This is a genomic window from Mesorhizobium marinum (genome assembly GCF_040813675.1).
In the GTDB taxonomy this organism is placed as follows: Bacteria; Pseudomonadota; Alphaproteobacteria; order Rhizobiales; family Rhizobiaceae; genus Mesorhizobium_K; species Mesorhizobium_K marinum.
This window is the reverse complement of the sequence record NZ_JBFOCI010000002.1, coordinates 797,542-814,468: the sequence shown is the minus strand read 5'-3', so window position 1 is coordinate 814,468 and position 16,927 is coordinate 797,542. Positions and strand designations below refer to the sequence as shown.

Here is a 16,927-nt window from a genome sequence, read left to right as displayed (position 1 = left end):
AGCCGATTCTGCCCGAAAGGCTAGGTGCTGCTCCGGCGCGGATTGGCGAGCGCCGCCCCGAGCATCCGGCGAACCTCCGCCTCGGCGTCCCTGGTGACCCGCTTGCGGTCGCCGCCGACCGAGAACGCTATCGGTTCGCCGAAATGCAGTTCGACGTCGACGGCGCCCTCCTCGAGCAACGCCGCGGCATGCGGCACGAGCTCGGCGTCGCCGATCCAGGCGGCGAGCGGCCGGTGCCGGCGCCCCATCGGCATGCCCTGCACGCGGGTATAGGCAATGGCCAGCGGCTGGACATAGACGGTCTCGACAGCGTCCTGCGCCATCGCGATCGTCGCCGCTCCAAAAAGGGTGCTCTTGAAGGGCAGGATCATGTTGCCGTCGCCGGTCGTGCCCTCGGCGAACAGGAGGATCGCCTCGTCGTCAGCCAGCCGCCGCGCAATCTCTCCGGCCTGGATGCCGGAGGTGCGCTTGCGGTCGCGCTCGATGAAGATCGTTCGCTGCAGCCGGGCCAGCCAGCCCATCACCGGCCATTTCGCCATCTCCGACTTGGCGATGAAGGAGACGTCGCAGCGCGAACCTATGACGGAGATGTCGGTCCAGGAAACATGGTTGGCGGCCACGACCAGCGGCCGCAGGCTGCTCAACTCACCCTGCTGGTGGACCCTGAAGCCGAGCGCCCTGAGGTTGACCCGATGCCAGAGGCGCAGGACGCGCCACTCGCTCCACAGCCTGGTCTTCATCGCGATGAGCTGCAGCGGCGCAAGCGCTGCCGTGGAGGCGGCGACGCAGCCGAGAGCGAGAACCAGCCGGACCCTGCCGAGCATTGTTTTTCAGCGCCGCCCTCGACCAAACCTGTTCTGCGCTAGCGAAGATCGCGCCGCATGACAAGCGCGCCGCTCCTGCCGCCGGCGGATTCATAGTAGTGCGGGCGCTTGCCGACCTCGAAGAAGCCGAGCCTGCGGTAAAGGGCTATGGCGGCGGCGTTCGTCTCGTCGACCTCGAGGAACAAGGCTTCCGCGCGCTGGGTGTGCAGCTCGCGCAGCACCGCGTCCATCAGGCGCCAGCCAAGCCCCAGGCGGCGATGGGTTCGCGCCACGGCCACCGTCAGGATCTCGCCCTCGCCGGCCGCAAGCCGCGCCAGCACGAAGCCGACCGGTGCCGAGCCGCCGCGCCCGGTCTCGCGCACGGCGTAGCCGAACACCGCGTCCTGGCCGAGCAGGCTGGCGAACTCGCCGTCCGTCCACGGGCGCGCGAAGTCCTCGCGGTGGATGGCCGCGATCGCCCGACTGTCGCCCACGGCCAGCGGTTCAAGCGCGAAATCTCGCGCCTTGGTCGTCAGGAAGGGAATGCGCATGGATCTTCAGACTTCTCGACCAGCCGGCACTGCGGGCGCGATCATGACGGGATTCGCGGCAGCACGAAACCCGCCTGCGGTTTCGCGTCGGCGTCGCGCAGATAGAGCGGTTTCGGCTTGTCGCCGACCGACTTGCCCGCGCCAATCACCGCAAAAATTCCGATGTCCGCTGTCGAGCCCGCCGTTCCGACCCTGAGATCGGCGTTTGCTTCGGCCGCGATCGCCGCCGCCGCCGATCCGGCGACCAGCGGGGCATGATCCGAAGCCAGCCGCGCCGCCTCGCCGAGCGTCACGGCGACGGGTTCCAGTAGCGGCGCGCCCGCGTCGTCATAGAGCGCGACATTGATCTCGCCCCGTCCGGCGTCGAGCGCCGCCATCACCTTGGTCTTGCCGAACCGTTCCCGCGCCTCGGCGGCGATCGCCTCCAGCGTCGTCACGCCGACCGCCGGGATGTTCATCGCCATGGCAAAGCCCCTTGCCGCCGCGACCCCGACCCGGACGCCGGTGAACGAGCCCGGCCCGACGGCCACCACGACACGCTCGAGCGCCGGAAACCCGATGCCCGCCTGCGAAAGCGCATCTTCGACGACCGACATCAGGTGTTCGGCGTGGCCCTTGCCGAGGTCGAGCACGGCGCGACCGAGTTCCCTGCCGGTCGCGCTGTCGTAGACGCAGGCGGCGCAGAGCGACGAAGCGGTGTCGATGGCGAGCAGGATCATGGCTGTCCGCGCGCGGCTTTCATCCCGCGCGGTCCCGTGCCTTGAGCTCCAGCCGACGGGCGTGGAGGACCGGCTCGGTGTAGCCGTTCGGCTGTTCGCGCCCCTTGAAGACGAGGTCGCAAGCCGCCTGGAACGCGATCGAAGCGTCGAAATCGGTCGCCATCGGCCGATAAAGCGGATCGCCGGCGTTCTGTTCGTCGACCACGGCGGCCATGCGCCGCATCGTTTCCATGACCTGGTCGCGGCTGCAGACGCCGTGGTGAAGCCAGTTGGCGAGGTGCTGCGAAGAGATGCGCAGCGTCGCCCGGTCCTCCATCAGGCCGACATTGTCGATGTCCGGCACCTTGGAGCAGCCGACGCCCTGGTCGACCCAGCGCACGACATAGCCGAGGATGCCCTGTGCATTGTTGTCGAGTTCCTTCTGGATCTCTTCGGGTGTCCAGTTCGGGCGCACCGCGACCGGAACCGACAGGATGTCGTCGAGCCTGGCTTTCGGCCGGTCCTTCAGGCTCGCCTGAACGGCGTGCACGTCGACGCGGTGGTAGTGCGTTGCATGCAGGGTGGCGGCGGTCGGCGACGGCACCCAGGCGGTGTTCGCGCCCGCCTTCGGATGCGCGATCTTCTGCTCGAGCATGGCCGCCATCATGTCCGGCATCGCCCACATGCCCTTGCCGATCTGGGCGTGGCCGGACAGGCCGCATTCCAGGCCGGTGTCGACGTTCCATGCCTCGTAGGCCGCAATCCACGCGGCCTGCTTCATGTCGCCCTTGCGGATCATCGGGCCGGCTTCCATCGAGGTATGGATCTCGTCGCCGGTCCGGTCGAGGAAACCGGTGTTGATGAAGACGACACGCTCCATCGCCGCCCGGATGCACTCCTTGAGGTTGACCGTGGTGCGGCGCTCCTCGTCCATGATGCCCATCTTGATGGTGTTCGGCGCCATGTTCAGCAGCGCCTCGACCCGCGCAAAAATCTCGACGGCGAAGGCCACTTCGTCGGGACCGTGCATCTTCGGCTTGACGACATACATCGAGCCCGTGCGGCTGTTCATGCGGCGCCCGTCCGGGCCGATGTCATGCAGCGCGATCAGCGCGGTGATCGCAGCGTCCAGCATGCCTTCCGGCGCCTCGCGCCCATCGCGGTCGAGCACCGCCGGCGTGCACATCAGGTGGCCGACATTGCGCACCAGCAGGAGCGAGCGGCCCTTGAGCGCGATCCCCGTGCCATCCGGCGCAAGATAGTCGACGTCAGGGCTGAGCGTCCGCGTGAAGGTCCTGGCCCCCTTCTGCACCTGTTCGGCGAGGTCGCCCTTCATCAGGCCGAGCCAGTTGCGATAGGCCGCGACCTTGTCGTCGGCATCGACGGCCGCGACGGAATCCTCGAAGTCCTGGATGGTCGTAAGGGCCGATTCCAGCCAGACATCGGAAATGCTGGCCGCATCGGTCTTGCCGATCGCCGACGTGCCGTCGATCCGCACCTCGATGTGGATGCCGTTGTTCTGAAGGAGAAACCGCTCCGGTGCCGCCGGATCGCCCAGGTATCCGGCAAACTTGCCCGGCTCCTTCAGCCCTGCCTGCCGGCCCCCGTCCAGTTTCACCGCAAGTGCACCGCCGTCGATCGCAAAGCCGCGCGTTTCGCGCCAGCTCACGCCGTCGAGCGGAGCGGCTGCGTCGAGGAAGCTGCGGACCCAGGCGATGACCTTGCCGCCGCGGATCGGATTGTAGGCGGACCCGCGTTCCGCCCCGCCGCCATCACTGATGGCGTCGGTGCCGTAGAGCGCGTCGTAGAGGGAGCCCCAGCGGGCGTTGGCCGCGTTGAGCGCGTAGCGCGCGTTCATCACCGGCACGACGAGCTGCGGCCCGGCAAGCGACGCGATCTCGGGATCCACGTTCTCGGTCGTCACCGCAAAGGGAGCGCCTTCCGGCACCAGGTAGCCGATCTCGCCGAGGAAGGCTTTGTAGGCTTTCATGTCCGAGGGCGCGCCATGCTCGCGGTGCCAGGCGTCGATCCTGGCCTGCAGGTCGTCGCGGCGCTGGAGAAGCGCGCGGTTGCGCGGCGCCAGCTCGTGCACGATGGCGGAGACGCCAGCCCAGAACGCGTCCGCGTCGATCCCGGTGCCTGGCATGGCCTCCTCGACCACGAAACGGTGAAGCTGCTTGGCAACCTGGAGGCCGTGAATATCGAGATAGTCCGTCATCTTGGGCGATTCTCCGGTCGTTCGGCGCGTTGCGTCCATTGTCTTGCGCCGGCGGTGTCGCCGGCTGAACGTTGCAGTCAGGCGCTTTCACCATGACCGGCGCGCCGGGTCAATTCAATGAAGGGATCGACCACACATGAGCCGGCGCCTTGAACCGCAGCACGGCCCTTGCCCTCGGCTTGCGCATCGCCGATACCAGTGCGGCGAATTCGGGAGGCGAACTGAACATGATGCCATCGGCGCGATTTCCAGACCTGGCCGACACGTCCGTGCTGATCACGGGCGGCGGCAGCGGCATCGGCGCAGCGCTGACCGAGGGGTTCGCGCGGCAGGGTTCCAGGGTTGCCTTCATCGACATCGCAGAGGCGCCGAGCCGTGCCCTGGTCGAGCGGCTGTCCGGCGCGACGCACCGGCCGCTCTTCCTGAACGCCGACCTGACCGACATCGCGGCGCTGCGGAGCGCCATGGCGGAAGCGGCTGCGGCGCACGGGCCAATCACCGTGCTGATCAACAACGCCGCATACGACCAGCGCCACGACATCCTGGAAGTCACGCCCGACTACTGGGACGGTAACCAGGCTATCAACCTCCGGCCGCAGTTCTTCACCGCGCAGGCGGTGGCCGAGGGGATGATCGCCGCCGGCAAGGGTTCGATCATCAACTTCACCTCGACCTCCTTCCTCATCAACCATCCGGAAATGCCTTCCTACACCGCCGCGAAGGCCGGCATCATCGGCCTGACCAAGGGGCTTGCCGGACGGCTCGGCCCGCATGGCGTGCGCGTCAACGCGGTTGCCCCGGGATGGGTTATCACCGACCGCCAGCGCGAGCTGTGGGCAACGGAAGAACGCCTTGCCGCCCACATCGCAAAGCAGTGCATCCGCGAGGAGATGCATCCCGACGACATGGTCGGCGTCTGTCTCTTCCTGGCGTCCGACGCCTCGCGCATGCTGACGGCGCAGACGCTGATCGTCGACGGGGGCTATCTGTGACCAGCCCGGCCGTCGCTGCGGTCGACTGGGGAACTTCGAGTTTCCGGCTGTGGCTGCTCGACGCCGCGGGCGCCGTTCTGGCAGAGCGGCGCAGCAGCGAAGGCATGCTGACGGCGGGTGCAGAAGGCTTCGCGCCGATCCTCGAGCGACACCTCGCCGCCGTCGGGGCGCCGCCGGACCTGCCGGTCGTCGTCTGCGGCATGGCCGGCGCGCGCCAGGGATGGGTCGAGGCGCCCTATGTCACCCTCCCGGCCGGAATCGACGGCATCCTCGCCGGAGCCGTCCCGGTCGGCGGGCAGGCGCGCGACATCCGCATCCTGCCCGGCCTCGCCCAGCGAAACGCCGATGCGCCCGACGTCATGCGCGGCGAGGAAACACAGCTTGCCGGCGTGCTGCCGCTGGTCGCCTCCGGACGCCATGTCGTCTGCATGCCGGGCACCCATTCGAAATGGGTCGAGACGGCCGACGGCGTCATCACGGGTTTCCGCACCTGGCTCACCGGCGAGCTGTTCTCGGTTCTCTCGAAGCAGTCGATCTTGCGCCATTCGCTCGGCGAGGACGCGGTCCCGCCCTTGCCGGATACGCCGGCCTTCGTCGCCGCATGCGGCGAGGCGCTGGCGGCCGGTGGCGACATCGGTCCATCGCTCTTCCGCATCCGGGCCGCGACGCTGCTCCAGGGACGCAGCCCCGCGGATGCCGCCGCGACGCTTTCGGGACTGCTGATCGGCGCCGAGATCGCCTCGGCGCGGCGCGTCATCGCCCTGCCGGCCGAACGGGTGACCCTTGTCGCCTCGGGCGCGCTCGGCTCGCTCTACGCTGCCGCCCTGAAGCGCTCCGGCTGCGCGGTCCTGCAGGCGGACGCCGACGAAGCCGTCCGCACCGGCTTGTTCGAGGCGGCAAGACGCCTCGGCTGGACACGCCCCACATCGGAAAACACCGTACCATGACCGTCAGGTTCCCCAGCCTCCGCCGCCGCCTCGTCGCCATCCTGCGCGGCGTCACACCGGACGAGGCCCCGGCCGTCGCCGCGGCGGTCTTCGAAGCCGGCATCCACGCGATCGAAGTTCCGCTCAACTCGCCCGACCCTTTCCGTTCGATCGAGCGGCTGGCGAAGTCGCTGCCGGAACCGGCTCTCGTCGGCGCAGGCACCGTGCTGACCGCTGCTCAGGTCGACAGGCTCGGAGACGCAGGCGGACGCCTGCTGGTCAGCCCGAACATCGACCGCGCGGTGATGGAGCGGGCGGCGCATCACGGCATGGTGACCATGCCCGGTGTCTTCACCCCGAGCGAGGCGTTCCTAGCGCTTTCGCTCGGCGCGTCGGCGCTGAAGTTCTTTCCCGCCAGCGCGCTTGGAAGCAAGGGAATTGCCGCGATCAAGGCGGTATTGCCCGCGGACACCATGATCGGCGCGGTCGGCGGCGTATCCGAGAAGGATTTCGCCGACTTTGCCAAAATCGGCGTCTCGACCTTCGGGCTCGGCTCCAGCCTCTACGCGCCGGGACTGACCGCCGACGCCGTCGCCGCGCGGGCGGCCGCCGCCGTCGCCGAATGGGACGCCGTCTTTGCAGGAACCGCGAAATGACGACCGTTTCCGTCCTCTGCGACATCGCCTGCCATCTCGGCGAGGGGCCGACCTACGATCCTGCGTCGAATACGCTCTTCTGGTTCGACATCCGCGAGAAAAAGCTGCTCGAGAAGCGGATGCCCGACGGCGACGTGACCGTGCACGACCTGCCGTTCATGGCGAGCGCGCTCGCCGTCATCGACGACCGGCGGCAGTTGATCGTCGGCGAAACCGGCCTCCATGTGCGCGACGTCGAAACCGGCGCGCTCACGCTCCATACCCCTGTCGAGGCCGACAACGCGCGGACGCGCTCGAACGATTCTCGCGTCCACCCGTGCGGCGCCCTATGGTTCGGCACCATGTCCAAGACGGAGGAAAAGGGGGCCGGCGCGATCTACTGGTACTTCCGGGGCGAGGTCAGGACGCTCTACCCCGGCATCGGCATCCCGAACTCCATCTGCTTCTCGGGCGACGGCAGGATCGCCTATTTCACCGACACCGCCGTCAACCTGCTGATGCGCGTCGCGTGCGACCCCTCGACCGGACTGCCGATGGGCGAGCCCGCCGTGTTCCACGACCAGCGGCGAGACATCGGCGGCATCGACGGTTCGGTGGTCGACGCGGAGGGCGTGCTGTGGAATGCGCGCTGGGGCGCCGGCAGCCTCGACGCCTATTCGCCCGACGGCAAGCGCATACGTTCGGTTGCCATCCCGGCCCGGCAGAGCTCCTGTCCGGCCTTCGTCGGTCCGACGGCAGACCGCATCGCCGTCACATCGGCCTGGCAGGGCTATGACGACGCAGCCCGCCGGCGCGATCCCGAGGCGGGCAAGACGTTCCTGGTCGAACTGCCGGTCAAGGGTCGCTTCGATCCCCCCGTCGCTTTGTAGACAATTCGCGTCGAGGCCATCTCTCCGGGCGACGGCGCACGGGATCAGGATGGCGGCTTGCTTCCCGCGCCAGCCGCCTCGCAGGTCATTTGATGCCAATGCCGACCCTCGTCCTCGTGCACGAACCCGAAGCGGCCTGCCGGGTCCGGCTCGCCGCCGTGGGCTATGACGACCGGCATGTGCTGGAGATTTCGTCCTACCTCGCGCAGTCCACCGACCTCGCCCCGGAGTTCGACGCCATCGCGCTGGCCTGCGCGGAACGTGGCGTCGGCTTCCAGCCGGTCGAACTCGACGACGCCGCGGCAACCCTTGCAGGGCGGTCGCCCGAGGACACGCTTGTCTGGATCCTCACCGACGGCATCGCCTATTTTCGTGGCGGGGCGGGAGCGGCGCTCGCCCGCTTGAACGGCTTGCCTGCCATCGGGGCCGACGATTCGCTGTTCGCGCTCTGCCAGGACAAGTTCCGGTCCGGCGCCGTCCTGCGCGCGCTCGGACTGCCGACACCACCGGCGGGGCTCGCCAGGAATGGCGACTGGCTGGTCGAGCCGCCGGCGTCACCAGGGGGAGGCTGGTTCGTCAAGCCGAACCGGCTCGGCGCAAAGATCGGCATCTGGCCGGATTCGCGATGCGCCGACCTGGGCCACGCCCTCGTGCTCAGCCGCCGCATCTTCGCGGCCTACCGCGACGATGCGATCGTCCAGCCCTATTTGCCGGGATGCAATGTGCGCGCCAGCTTCCTGGCCGTGGATCCCGGCGCAGGATCCGATTCGCTTGGGGTCTTCTTCGTCGACTCGGGCGGCGACTTCCAGACGATGGAGGATTCGATGGAGCTCTACGGCGAAACCGGCCAGGAGGCGATCGCGTCCGGCCGCTATGCCGAGCCTGCGCTTGTCGCTCTGGGGAACAGCCAGCCGGGGGCTGCGCAGAGGATCCGCGCTGCAGCGGCGACGCTCATGGCGACGCTTGGCCTGCGTGACGTGTTCTCGATGGATTTCCGGGTCGAGGCGGACGACACGGTCCACCTGATCGAGTTCGAGGTCTGCCCCGGCCTGCCCTGCTTCGACTTCCGCGCCTACTGCCGGGGCCAATGGGGGCTCGGCCTGGCGGAGGCGATGGCGGAGACTGCGGCCAACCGGTTCCGGCGGACCGGCCGGATCCGACCTTCAGCCTAGGCCTTCGCCATGCAGATGTTGGCGACCCCGGAACTGACCATGCCCAGGCGCTTGGCGGCCGCCTTGGAGAGGTCGATCACACGGCCCTTGATGAAAGGGCCGCGGTCGTTGATGCGCACAACGACGGATTTTCCGTTCTTCTGATTGGTCACCTTGAGCTTGGTGCCGAAGGGCAGCGTGCGATGCGCGGCGGTCAGTTCGGCCGGGTTCATCTGTTCGCCTGAGGCTGTCTGCGAGTAGAGCGCATACCAGGATGCGCTGCCGCACTGCGCCGAGGCGGGAACTGCCGAAGCCGCGACAAGGAGGACGCCCGCCAGCGCCACCGCGCCGGCTGCGGTCGAAACCTTTTTCATGGTCTAAGTCTCTCTTCCAGTAATCCTGCGTCGCCGGGTACGCGGCGAATAAGGCAGGAAATGCGGCGGAGACCTGTCCGTTCCGTGACCTCGTCACACGTTTCTAAACGCGACGAAATACTCTGTCATGCCGCGACGATGCTTCAAACCGGAGCGGACGCAGGCCGGCTATTCAGCGGGAGCGCGCCGCTGATTCATCGCCGAACCTTTGATTCCATTTCCGTTTTCGCGCCCCTGACGCAACGGCACCCGCAGGCTATTTCAGCTCGATCTCAATGAAGACGTAGTCGCCGTCTGAGGCGTTGACGACGTCGTGCTCGACGCCCTCCCTGCGAAAATAGGTCGCGCCCGTTTTCATGTCGGCATGGGTCTCGCCGTCTTTGGTCACGATCTTCAGGCGGCCGTCCATCATGGGAACCACGAGATAATCGTGCCCGTGACGGTGCCATCCGGTGTTGTCACCCGGCCCGAAGCGGTATTCGGTGACGATGACCCGCTCGTTTTCGATCAACGTCTTCGCTTTTGCCGTACCCGTCATGGCGTGACCCCATATTTCCTTGTCGGTTGAAGGCCGAGCATAGGACCTGGCGCGGAGGTGCGCCAATCCCCAAGAAAAAAGCCCGGCGCAGGGCCGGGCTTTTCGATTTCGCCTTTGGCGTGGCTCAGGCGATGTTGCCGCCGATCCAGTGCGACAGCGCGGTCTTCGGCAACGCGCCGACCTTGATGTCGGCCACTTCGCCGCCCTTGAAGATCATCAGCGTCGGGATCGAACGCACGCCGAACTGCGCGGCGAGTTCCGGGTTCTCGTCGATGTTGAGCTTCGTGATCTTAACCTTGCCGGCGAGTTCCGAGGAAATCTCCTCGAGCGACGGGCCGATCATCTTGCAGGGACCACACCATTCGGCCCAGAAATCGACGACCACAGGCTCGGCAGCCTCCAGTACGTCCGCGCGGAAGTTGTTCTTGTCGACCTTGACGGTTGCCATTGGGAGACCTTTCGGGTGTTTCGCGTCGCACAATATGTGGTGGCAGTGGTGCCTGCCTTCAAGCAGCGTTTGTGTCACGCCCGCGTGAGTCGGGCAAGCACGTCGTCCAGCGCAGCATCCGGCAGTTCCATGAGCTCGGGCGTCTCGGTGAAAAGCAGGGCGGTTCGCACCGTCTTGCCCGGATAGAGCGGCCGAAGGAGTTCGCGGTAGAGCGCAAGCTGCAGCACATAGGCCGGCGGCACTTCGGCGAGCGTGGCGGGCGGCGGGCGGTTGGTCTTGTAGTCGGCCACCAGCACGTCGGCGCCGGTGACGACCAGCCGGTCGACCATGCCCGACACCTGGCGCGGTTTCCCGCGCACCGTGATTTCGCCCATGATCGCCACTTCCGCCCGCGAGGCCGGCGCGAAGAGCGGCGCGAAATCGGCATCGTCGAGCACCGCTTCGACCTGCGCCCAGGCGTCCGCCCGCTCCTTGTCGTCCCAATCCGCCGCAATCCGGCCAAGGAAGCGCCCGGCCGCGGCCTGCCGCGCTTCCCGCGGCATGTCGGGCAGCACCTGCAGCAGCTTGTGGATCGCCGAGCCGCGCGTCGCCGCGAAGCCGGGCTTTTCCTCCCCGTCCAGCACGGGCGACCGGCTGGACTGGACGGACTCCCGGCTGTCCTCGATCAGAAGATAGGCGCCCGACGGCGACAGCGGCCTCGGCAGGTCGTCCTCGCGCGCCAGTCCCTTGAACAGCACGGGAGGCAGCGCCGCGGCCTCGCTCGCGGCGGGGCCGGCGTCCTCCTCCTCGGCCTCCACCGCCGGCAGCACGCGGCTGCGATAGCGGTAGACCGGCTCCCCGGTCGCCTCGTGGACGCGCTGCTCGGTCTGCTCGATGCCCACCAGCGCGCGCTCGGCGATCGAATGCCACGTCGTCGGGCTGCGCGCGAGCTTGCCGTGATAGCCGCACATGATGAGCCGGTCCTCGGCGCGCGTCATGCCGACATAGAGCAGGCGGCGGTATTCGTCGTCGGCAAGCGCCTTGACCTTGCTTTCCGCCTCGCGCGAAACCGTGTTGGCGATGTCTTTCGTGGCGCGCCAGAGATAGCCCTGGCCGCCCTGCTTCAGCCCGAAGGGGATCAGCCGCGGCAGATGCTGCTCGCTGACCGGCGGCGCGCCGCCGTCGACCAGGAAGACCACCGGCGCCTCGAGGCCCTTGGCGGCGTGCACGGTCATTATGCGCACCTCGTCGCGGCCCTGGTCCATCTCGCGCTTGACCTCGGGGCCGGTGCTGTCGAGCATGGCGAGGAAGGCCTCGATCCCCGGCAGCCCGGCGCGCTCCTCGGCTAGGCAAAAGCTCAGGAACTCGTCCAGGATGTCGCCGGCCTCGTGGCCGAGCCGGGCGATCATGCGGCTGCGGATGCCGTCGCGGCCGAGGATCGCCGAATAGAACTCGAAGACCGGCTTGTAGGCGGCTTCCGTCGCCCAGCCGTCCAGCGTCTTCACGATGCCCGACAGCAGCAGTTCGGTCTGCGCCCTGGCGCGCAGGGACTCGGCGAGCGACTGGTGCGGCGGTCGCTCGGCGGCAAGTTCGAACAGCATGTCCTCGGTCGCCGAGAAGATCGGGCTGCGCAGGACGGCCGCGAGCGACAGGTCGTCGTCGGGCTGCAGCAGGAAGCGGCCGAGCGCCGCCAGGTCCTGCACCGCGATATGCCCGGGCAGGCTCAGCCGGTCGGCGCCCGCCACCGGCACGTTCTTGTTCTTCAGGCTGCGCGACAGCGCATGCACGAAGCGGTCGCGCTTGCGCACCAGCACCATGACGTCGCCGGGACGCAGCCGGCGTCCCTTGCCCTCGATGACCTCGCCGCTGTCCAGCCAGTAGCGGATCGTCCTGGCGACCTGTTCGGCCACCTGCACGGCCGGCGCCTGGGCATGATCGACCGGCAGCGTCCAGTCGTCGGGCTCGTCGACGGCGGTGGCGCCGACCGACGGCCACAGCTCGACATAGCCGGGGTCGCTGTCGCGGATGGCGTCGTGGCGCACCGGTCCGGGATCGTGGGTGATGCCGCGCCGCGCATCGTCGCTGGCGAAGACGCGGTCGACCGCGTGCAGCACGTCGTTGGTCGAGCGGAAGGAATAGGTCAGGCGCACCTTTTCGAAGCTCGCCCTTGCCTCGCGGACGCGGCCGGCGAAGGCCGTGCCGCTGTCGGCGAAGGATTCCGGCGAGGCGCCCTGGAACGAATAGATCGACTGCTTCTCGTCGCCCACGGCAAACACCGTGCGGCCGACATTGTCGCGCGCGCTCATGCCGGCAAAAAACTCTTCCGCCAGGCGACGCACCACGGTCCACTGCTCCGGGCTGGTGTCCTGGGCCTCGTCGAGCAGGATGTGGTCGATGCCCTGGTCGAGCTTGTACTGCACCCAGGCGCCGGCATCTTCGCGCGCCAGCAGCCGCACCGTGCGCATGATCAGGTCGTTGAAGTCGAGGAAACCACGGCCCGCCTTCAGCTGCTCGTAGCGGGCGATCAGCCAGTCGGCGATGGTGAGCGCGGCGCGCGTCGACTCCAGCATCTCGAACAGCGCCAGCCGGTTGCGCGTTTCGAGCACGGCGGTTGTCGCCGCCACGTAGCGGTCGGCAAGGTCGGGGATCGCGTTGTGCAGCGCCTTGGTGAAGGCCTTGACCGGGTCGTAGGGATCGCCGTCCGCCTTCAGCAGGCCGTCGGCCAAAAGTCTGAGCCGGCGTACAGGATCCGGCTCGCGAAACGCCAGCTCCATCGACGGCAGGATGTTCTTGAGGACGCTTTTCGCGTTCGTCACCAGGGCCGCGTCGTGCAGGTGGGCGAACACGTCGGCGGGAAACCCCGGCAGCGGCCATGCGCTGCCGGCGATTTTCGCCGCCGTCTCGCCGGGCTCGAAGCCGAACTCCTCGAACAGCGCCTCGTAGCGCCCGGTGTCGCCCCCGAGACGGTCGATGAAGTCGCGCAGCGCGTCACGCCGGCGCACGATCTCCTGCAGCAGCAGGTCTAGGCCGAACTCGCCGGCGCGCTCCAAAACCGTGGCGAAGGCTTCCGCCAGCCCCTCGTCGTTGGCGACCGCGCCGGTCAGCATCTCGCGCCGCGCCTCGCCGAACAGCAGCGCCTCCATCTGCGGGTCGAGCATCTCGAAATGCGCGGTGATGTTGGCTTCCAGCGGGAACTGGTGCAGCACCGCCTCGCAGAAGGCGTGAATGGTCTGGATCTTCAGCCCGCCCGGCGTCTCCAGCGCCTCGGCGAACAGTTTGCGCGCCGCGTCGAGTTTTTTGCGGTCGGGCTCGCGACCCTCCAGCTCGACGATTCTCGCGGCCAGCGCCTCGTCCGGCAGCGTGGTCCAGCCCGACAGCGTCGAGAAGACGCGGTTCGACATGTTGGCCGCCGCCGCGCGCGTATAGGTCAGGCAAAGTATCTTCGACGGGTCCGTGCCCTCCAGCAGCAGCCGGATGACGCGCTGCGCCAGCACATGCGTCTTGCCGGATCCCGCATTGGCCGACACCCAGACCGAGCTCGCCGGGTCCGAGGCGACCGCCTGCAGGCGCTTCGTCTCGTCGGGAATGTGCCTTTGCCGCGTCATTCGCCTGCGCCCTCGGCGTCCGGGCCGTCGCCGCCCGACGACCATTCGAGCACGCGCGCCAGATGGTCGTACTCGCCGTCGAGCTCGCCCTCGCGAAACGGCACGGCGCGCGACAGGTAGCCGGTATTCGGGTCGTTGTAGTGTTCCAGCAGCTTCTCCAGCCGCGTCCAGGCTTCTTCCGACAATTCGTCGGCGGTCTTGACGCTCTGGCTGTGCTTCAGGATCGATTCCTCGATCACCAGCCCGTTCGCCTTGAGGCGAACATAGGCGAGTTCGCTCGGTTGCCGCTTGCCGACGTCACCGAAGGCGGCGCGCTTGAGGAGCGCGCCTTCCAGCGCGAGCTGCGGGGCGAGAAGCGTGTGCGCCTGGCCCTTGCTCGGCGAGGAGCCGGTCTTGAAGTCCAGGATGTCGGCGCCGGCGCCCTTGTGCAGGTCGATGCGGTCGGCGACGCCGCGCAGCGTCACGCCGGTCCTGCCCACCTTGGTTTCGTCGGCGCGCAGCTCCGACGCGCGCCGCGTGACGGCGCGCGGCGCATCCCAGCCGATGACGCCGCCGGCAAGCGCCCGGAAGCGCGGCCACCATACCGCCTCGACATCCGGCGGCAGGGCAGCGGCGCTGAAGCAGGCGCGGCCCGTCTCCAGCAGGACGCCGAGCGCCGCCGGATCGGCCGGATCGACGCCGCTGCTGGAAAAACCGTGCAGGATTTCGTGGAACAGCGTGCCGCGCTCGGCCGCCTCGGGATCGCGCAGCAGCGGATCCAGCGCGGCGAGCTTCAGCACCTCGCGCGCATAGATGGCGTAGGGATCGCGGCGCAGCGTCTCGATCTGGGTTACCGAAAACCGCTTCGGCCGCAGCTTCAGCGGCGGCTTCGGCTCGGGTCGCCGGGCGAAGTCGGCGCGCGGGCCGGCATCGACCGCCGCCGCCCAGGAAAGCAGTTCCGCCCCCCGCGCACGCATGCCGGCGGTCGCGTCCTTGCCGGCGAAGGTGGCGAGGCGCTGCAGCCAGCGCGAGGCGACGGCCGGCGCCTCGCCGGCGCGCGCGGAGCGCGTCAGCACGACCCGGCCGGTGCCGAGCGCCATGGCGAAATCATGCGCGGCCTGGCCGATGCGCCGCTCCGGCGGCTCCAGCTCCAGCCCCGACTTCATCATGCGCGACATGAAGCGGTCCGCCTCGGCGCGGCGCGGCCAGCTTCCTTCGTTCAGCCCGCCGATCACCAGCGTGTCGACGCTCATCAGGCGCGCCTCCAGCGCGCCCCAGATCGACAGCCGCCGTTCGGCGCCGGCCGAAGGTTTTACCGTCTCCGCGCCGATCAGCGCATCCATGACGCGCGGCCATTCCGCCGGCGCGAAGTCGAACCCGGCCGAGGTCGCGACCAGGGCGCGCAGGGATTCGGCAAGTTTTTCGCCGGCGTCGCCGCCGTACAGCGTCGTCAGGCCGCCATTCTCGTCGCGGCCAAGCGCTTCCAGCGCAACCACCGTTGCCCGCACGATCTCGGCCAGCGTAACGTCGCGCCTTTTCCGAAAGGCGGCCAGCTCACGCAGCGCGGCGGCCAGTTTCGCGAGCAGCTTTTGCGCCATCTCGCTGCGGTAGCGGCCGATGCGCCTTGCCCAGAACGGTTTTCGGCCTTCGCCCTGCAGCGCCGCCAGCCGCTGCTCGAACAGTTCGTCCAGGCTGGCAACGTCGGGCCGCCCGGTGCCGCCGCGCAACGCCACGAGTTCGACCGTCTCGGCGGCGTGGCGCACGGTGGCGCGCGGCAGGCCGAGCGACAGCAGCGGATGCTTCAAGAGCGAGACGACCGGCACCGGATCGCCGGGGCGGAACACCGCCTCCAGCATCAGGCGCAGCAGCGCCGCCGAAGGTGTGTTCATCAGGGGCCTGCCGCCCGAATCGTCCGCCTGAACGCCGAAGCGCAGCAGTTCGGCGGAGACACGACGGGCCAGGTCGCGGTCGCCGGTGACCAGCGCCGCCGTGCCGCCCGCATCGACGGCCTGCTTCAGCGCGATCGCCACCGCAAGCGCCTCGTCGCGCTCGCGCGGCGCCTCGACCAGCTGGATTCCGGCAAGCGCCGCCTCGACATCAGGCGCGTCGAACTTTTCGCGCATCGCGACCCAGCCGTCGGTCGTCTCGGCGGGGCGCAGCGCTTCCGACACCAGCCGCTCGCGCAGGCGCAGCGCAGGAGCCTGTTCGCCGACCTCCTCGACATCGCCGCGCGTCACGCCGATCCGGCCGAGCAGCTTGGCCAGGCCGTATTGCGGGTGCCCGAGCACCGCGGGTTTGCGGTCGGGCCGCATCAGAACCGACCAGGATTCTTCGTCCATCGCCCTGTCGAGCCCGGGCAGCACGACCGCGCCGTTGGGCAGTCGTGCGATGGCGGCCAGCAATTCGGCGGTGGCCGGGATCGAGCCGGTCGAGCCCGCCGCGACGACGGGTCCGGCCGGCGGATTTGCCTTAAGGCGCGCGGCCTCGAGCCGGATAAGCGCGTTGCGGTGCGCCGCCGGGTTCGACCAGCCCTTTTCGGCCAGGAAGTCCGGCCAGGCCCGCGTGACGATGGCGAGGAAGTCGAGCGTCACCTGCCACCATCCCGCCATGCTGTCCGGGGCGAGCCCGCCGAGCCTGGTCCAGTCGGACCCCTCGGTCTCGATCTCGTCCATCAGCGCCGCCAGGTCGCGCGCCAGCCAGATGGCGTCGGCGGCCGAGGCCGGCACGGTGACCTCTTCCTCGAAGCGCGCGGCAACCTCGGCCGGCAGGCGGCTCTTCCACAGCCGCACCAGCGGGGCGAGATGCAGCAGGCGATCGACCGCGGCGATCGGCGGCGCCAGGTCGAGGGAGCCGCTCGCCGTCTCGCCAAAGGCAGCCTCGTCCTCGTCGAACTCGCCGAGCGGCCGCACGGTCGGCAGGATCGCCGAACCGGCGCCGGCCTTCTCCACGAAGATCGATCGCAGTTCGCGCGCCGCGCGCCGCGTCGGCACGTAGATCGTCGCGCCGGCAAGTTTCAACGGATCGCGGTCGTGGCGAAAGCCCGGAACGATGTCGCCAGCGGCAAGCGCTTCCACCAGCGTCGGGAGGAATGCCGCGCCGGGCGCGATGGTGAAGACGCGCGGGGCGCCCCCGCTCATGGC

Annotated in this window: 14 protein-coding genes; 5 read left to right on the top strand and 9 right to left on the bottom strand. The window is 68.8% G+C overall.

Going from position 1 to position 16,927, the window contains the following annotated elements; translation table 11 throughout:
- Positions 1–20 precede the first annotated feature (20 nt).
- Genes olsA through ABUE31_RS09525 form a run of 4 tightly spaced genes read right to left on the bottom strand, consistent with a single transcriptional unit; the run spans position 21 to position 4,270 of the window.
- Positions 21–824 carry a lyso-ornithine lipid O-acyltransferase gene (gene olsA / locus ABUE31_RS09540; RefSeq protein ID WP_367723294.1) on the bottom strand — a complete coding sequence of 268 codons (804 nt, stop codon included), beginning with the start codon at positions 822–824 and terminating at the stop codon, positions 21–23.
- A gap of 38 nt (positions 825–862) precedes the next feature.
- Complete coding sequence (locus tag ABUE31_RS09535) at positions 863–1,354, bottom strand: GNAT family N-acetyltransferase (protein ID WP_367723293.1); 492 nt, start codon at positions 1,352–1,354, stop codon at positions 863–865.
- 41 nt (positions 1,355–1,395) lie between these two features.
- Entirely contained in the window at positions 1,396–2,073 is a 678-nt protein-coding gene (gene tsaB, locus ABUE31_RS09530; protein ID WP_367723292.1) for a tRNA (adenosine(37)-N6)-threonylcarbamoyltransferase complex dimerization subunit type 1 TsaB, read from the bottom strand.
- A gap of 19 nt (positions 2,074–2,092) precedes the next feature.
- A complete protein-coding gene (locus ABUE31_RS09525; RefSeq protein WP_367723291.1) occupies positions 2,093–4,270 on the bottom strand; it encodes a malate synthase G in 2,178 nt (725 codons plus the stop codon).
- A gap of 227 nt (positions 4,271–4,497) precedes the next feature.
- On the opposite strand from ABUE31_RS09525, the gene ABUE31_RS09520 reads away from it, so the two are divergent.
- From ABUE31_RS09520 to ABUE31_RS09500, 5 genes are all read left to right on the top strand, one after another.
- A complete protein-coding gene (locus ABUE31_RS09520) occupies positions 4,498–5,262 on the top strand; it encodes an SDR family NAD(P)-dependent oxidoreductase (RefSeq protein WP_367723610.1) in 765 nt (254 codons plus the stop codon).
- Positions 5,259–6,209: a 2-dehydro-3-deoxygalactonokinase gene (locus ABUE31_RS09515; protein ID WP_367723290.1), complete on the top strand. Its 951-nt coding sequence runs from the start codon at positions 5,259–5,261 to the stop codon at positions 6,207–6,209. The genes ABUE31_RS09520 and ABUE31_RS09515 overlap by 4 nt, the downstream gene beginning before the upstream one ends.
- Positions 6,206–6,844 (top strand): 2-dehydro-3-deoxy-6-phosphogalactonate aldolase, encoded by a 639-nt coding sequence (locus ABUE31_RS09510; protein ID WP_367723289.1) that lies wholly within the window; start codon positions 6,206–6,208, stop codon positions 6,842–6,844. The genes ABUE31_RS09515 and ABUE31_RS09510 overlap by 4 nt, the downstream gene beginning before the upstream one ends.
- Positions 6,841–7,713, top strand: coding sequence for an SMP-30/gluconolactonase/LRE family protein (locus ABUE31_RS09505; RefSeq protein ID WP_367723288.1), 873 nt, complete (start codon positions 6,841–6,843; stop codon positions 7,711–7,713). The genes ABUE31_RS09510 and ABUE31_RS09505 overlap by 4 nt, the downstream gene beginning before the upstream one ends.
- Before the next feature lie 92 nt (positions 7,714–7,805).
- Positions 7,806–8,885 carry a D-alanine--D-alanine ligase family protein gene (locus tag ABUE31_RS09500; RefSeq protein WP_367723287.1) on the top strand — a complete coding sequence of 360 codons (1,080 nt, stop codon included), beginning with the start codon at positions 7,806–7,808 and terminating at the stop codon, positions 8,883–8,885.
- On the opposite strand, the gene ABUE31_RS09495 is transcribed toward ABUE31_RS09500, so the two are convergent.
- The 5 genes from ABUE31_RS09495 to addB form a co-directional block, all read right to left on the bottom strand.
- Complete coding sequence (locus ABUE31_RS09495) at positions 8,882–9,238, bottom strand: septal ring lytic transglycosylase RlpA family protein (RefSeq protein ID WP_367723286.1); 357 nt, start codon at positions 9,236–9,238, stop codon at positions 8,882–8,884. The two genes, ABUE31_RS09500 and ABUE31_RS09495, sit on opposite strands and share 4 nt — an antisense overlap.
- A gap of 256 nt (positions 9,239–9,494) precedes the next feature.
- Positions 9,495–9,776, bottom strand: coding sequence for a cupin domain-containing protein (locus tag ABUE31_RS09490; protein ID WP_367723285.1), 282 nt, complete (start codon positions 9,774–9,776; stop codon positions 9,495–9,497).
- A gap of 124 nt (positions 9,777–9,900) precedes the next feature.
- A complete protein-coding gene (trxA, locus tag ABUE31_RS09485) occupies positions 9,901–10,224 on the bottom strand; it encodes a thioredoxin (RefSeq protein ID WP_367723284.1) in 324 nt (107 codons plus the stop codon).
- A gap of 74 nt (positions 10,225–10,298) precedes the next feature.
- Positions 10,299–13,808 (bottom strand): double-strand break repair helicase AddA, encoded by a 3,510-nt coding sequence (gene addA, locus ABUE31_RS09480; RefSeq protein WP_367723283.1) that lies wholly within the window; start codon positions 13,806–13,808, stop codon positions 10,299–10,301.
- A complete protein-coding gene (gene addB / locus ABUE31_RS09475; RefSeq protein ID WP_367723282.1) occupies positions 13,805–16,924 on the bottom strand; it encodes a double-strand break repair protein AddB in 3,120 nt (1,039 codons plus the stop codon). The genes addA and addB overlap by 4 nt, the downstream gene beginning before the upstream one ends.
- Positions 16,925–16,927 lie beyond the last annotated feature (3 nt).

Bases quoted from the DNA above. Each gene is read 5' to 3' on its own strand.
- olsA (WP_367723294.1), bottom strand. From the start codon at position 824: ATGCTCGGCAGGGTCCGGCTGGTTCTCGCTCTCGGCTGCGTCGCCGCC.
- ABUE31_RS09535 (WP_367723293.1), bottom strand. From the start codon at position 1,354: ATGCGCATTCCCTTCCTGACGACCAAGGCGCGAGATTTCGCGCTTGAA.
- tsaB (WP_367723292.1), bottom strand. From the start codon at position 2,073: ATGATCCTGCTCGCCATCGACACCGCTTCGTCGCTCTGCGCCGCCTGC.
- ABUE31_RS09525 (WP_367723291.1), bottom strand. From the start codon at position 4,270: ATGACGGACTATCTCGATATTCACGGCCTCCAGGTTGCCAAGCAGCTT.
- ABUE31_RS09520 (WP_367723610.1), top strand. From the start codon at position 4,498: ATGATGCCATCGGCGCGATTTCCAGACCTGGCCGACACGTCCGTGCTG.
- ABUE31_RS09510 (WP_367723289.1), top strand. From the start codon at position 6,206: ATGACCGTCAGGTTCCCCAGCCTCCGCCGCCGCCTCGTCGCCATCCTG.
- ABUE31_RS09505 (WP_367723288.1), top strand. From the start codon at position 6,841: ATGACGACCGTTTCCGTCCTCTGCGACATCGCCTGCCATCTCGGCGAG.
- ABUE31_RS09500 (WP_367723287.1), top strand. From the start codon at position 7,806: ATGCCAATGCCGACCCTCGTCCTCGTGCACGAACCCGAAGCGGCCTGC.
- ABUE31_RS09495 (WP_367723286.1), bottom strand. From the start codon at position 9,238: ATGAAAAAGGTTTCGACCGCAGCCGGCGCGGTGGCGCTGGCGGGCGTC.
- ABUE31_RS09490 (WP_367723285.1), bottom strand. From the start codon at position 9,776: ATGACGGGTACGGCAAAAGCGAAGACGTTGATCGAAAACGAGCGGGTC.
- trxA (WP_367723284.1), bottom strand. From the start codon at position 10,224: ATGGCAACCGTCAAGGTCGACAAGAACAACTTCCGCGCGGACGTACTG.
- addA (WP_367723283.1), bottom strand. From the start codon at position 13,808: ATGACGCGGCAAAGGCACATTCCCGACGAGACGAAGCGCCTGCAGGCG.
- addB (WP_367723282.1), bottom strand. From the start codon at position 16,924: ATGAGCGGGGGCGCCCCGCGCGTCTTCACCATCGCGCCCGGCGCGGCA.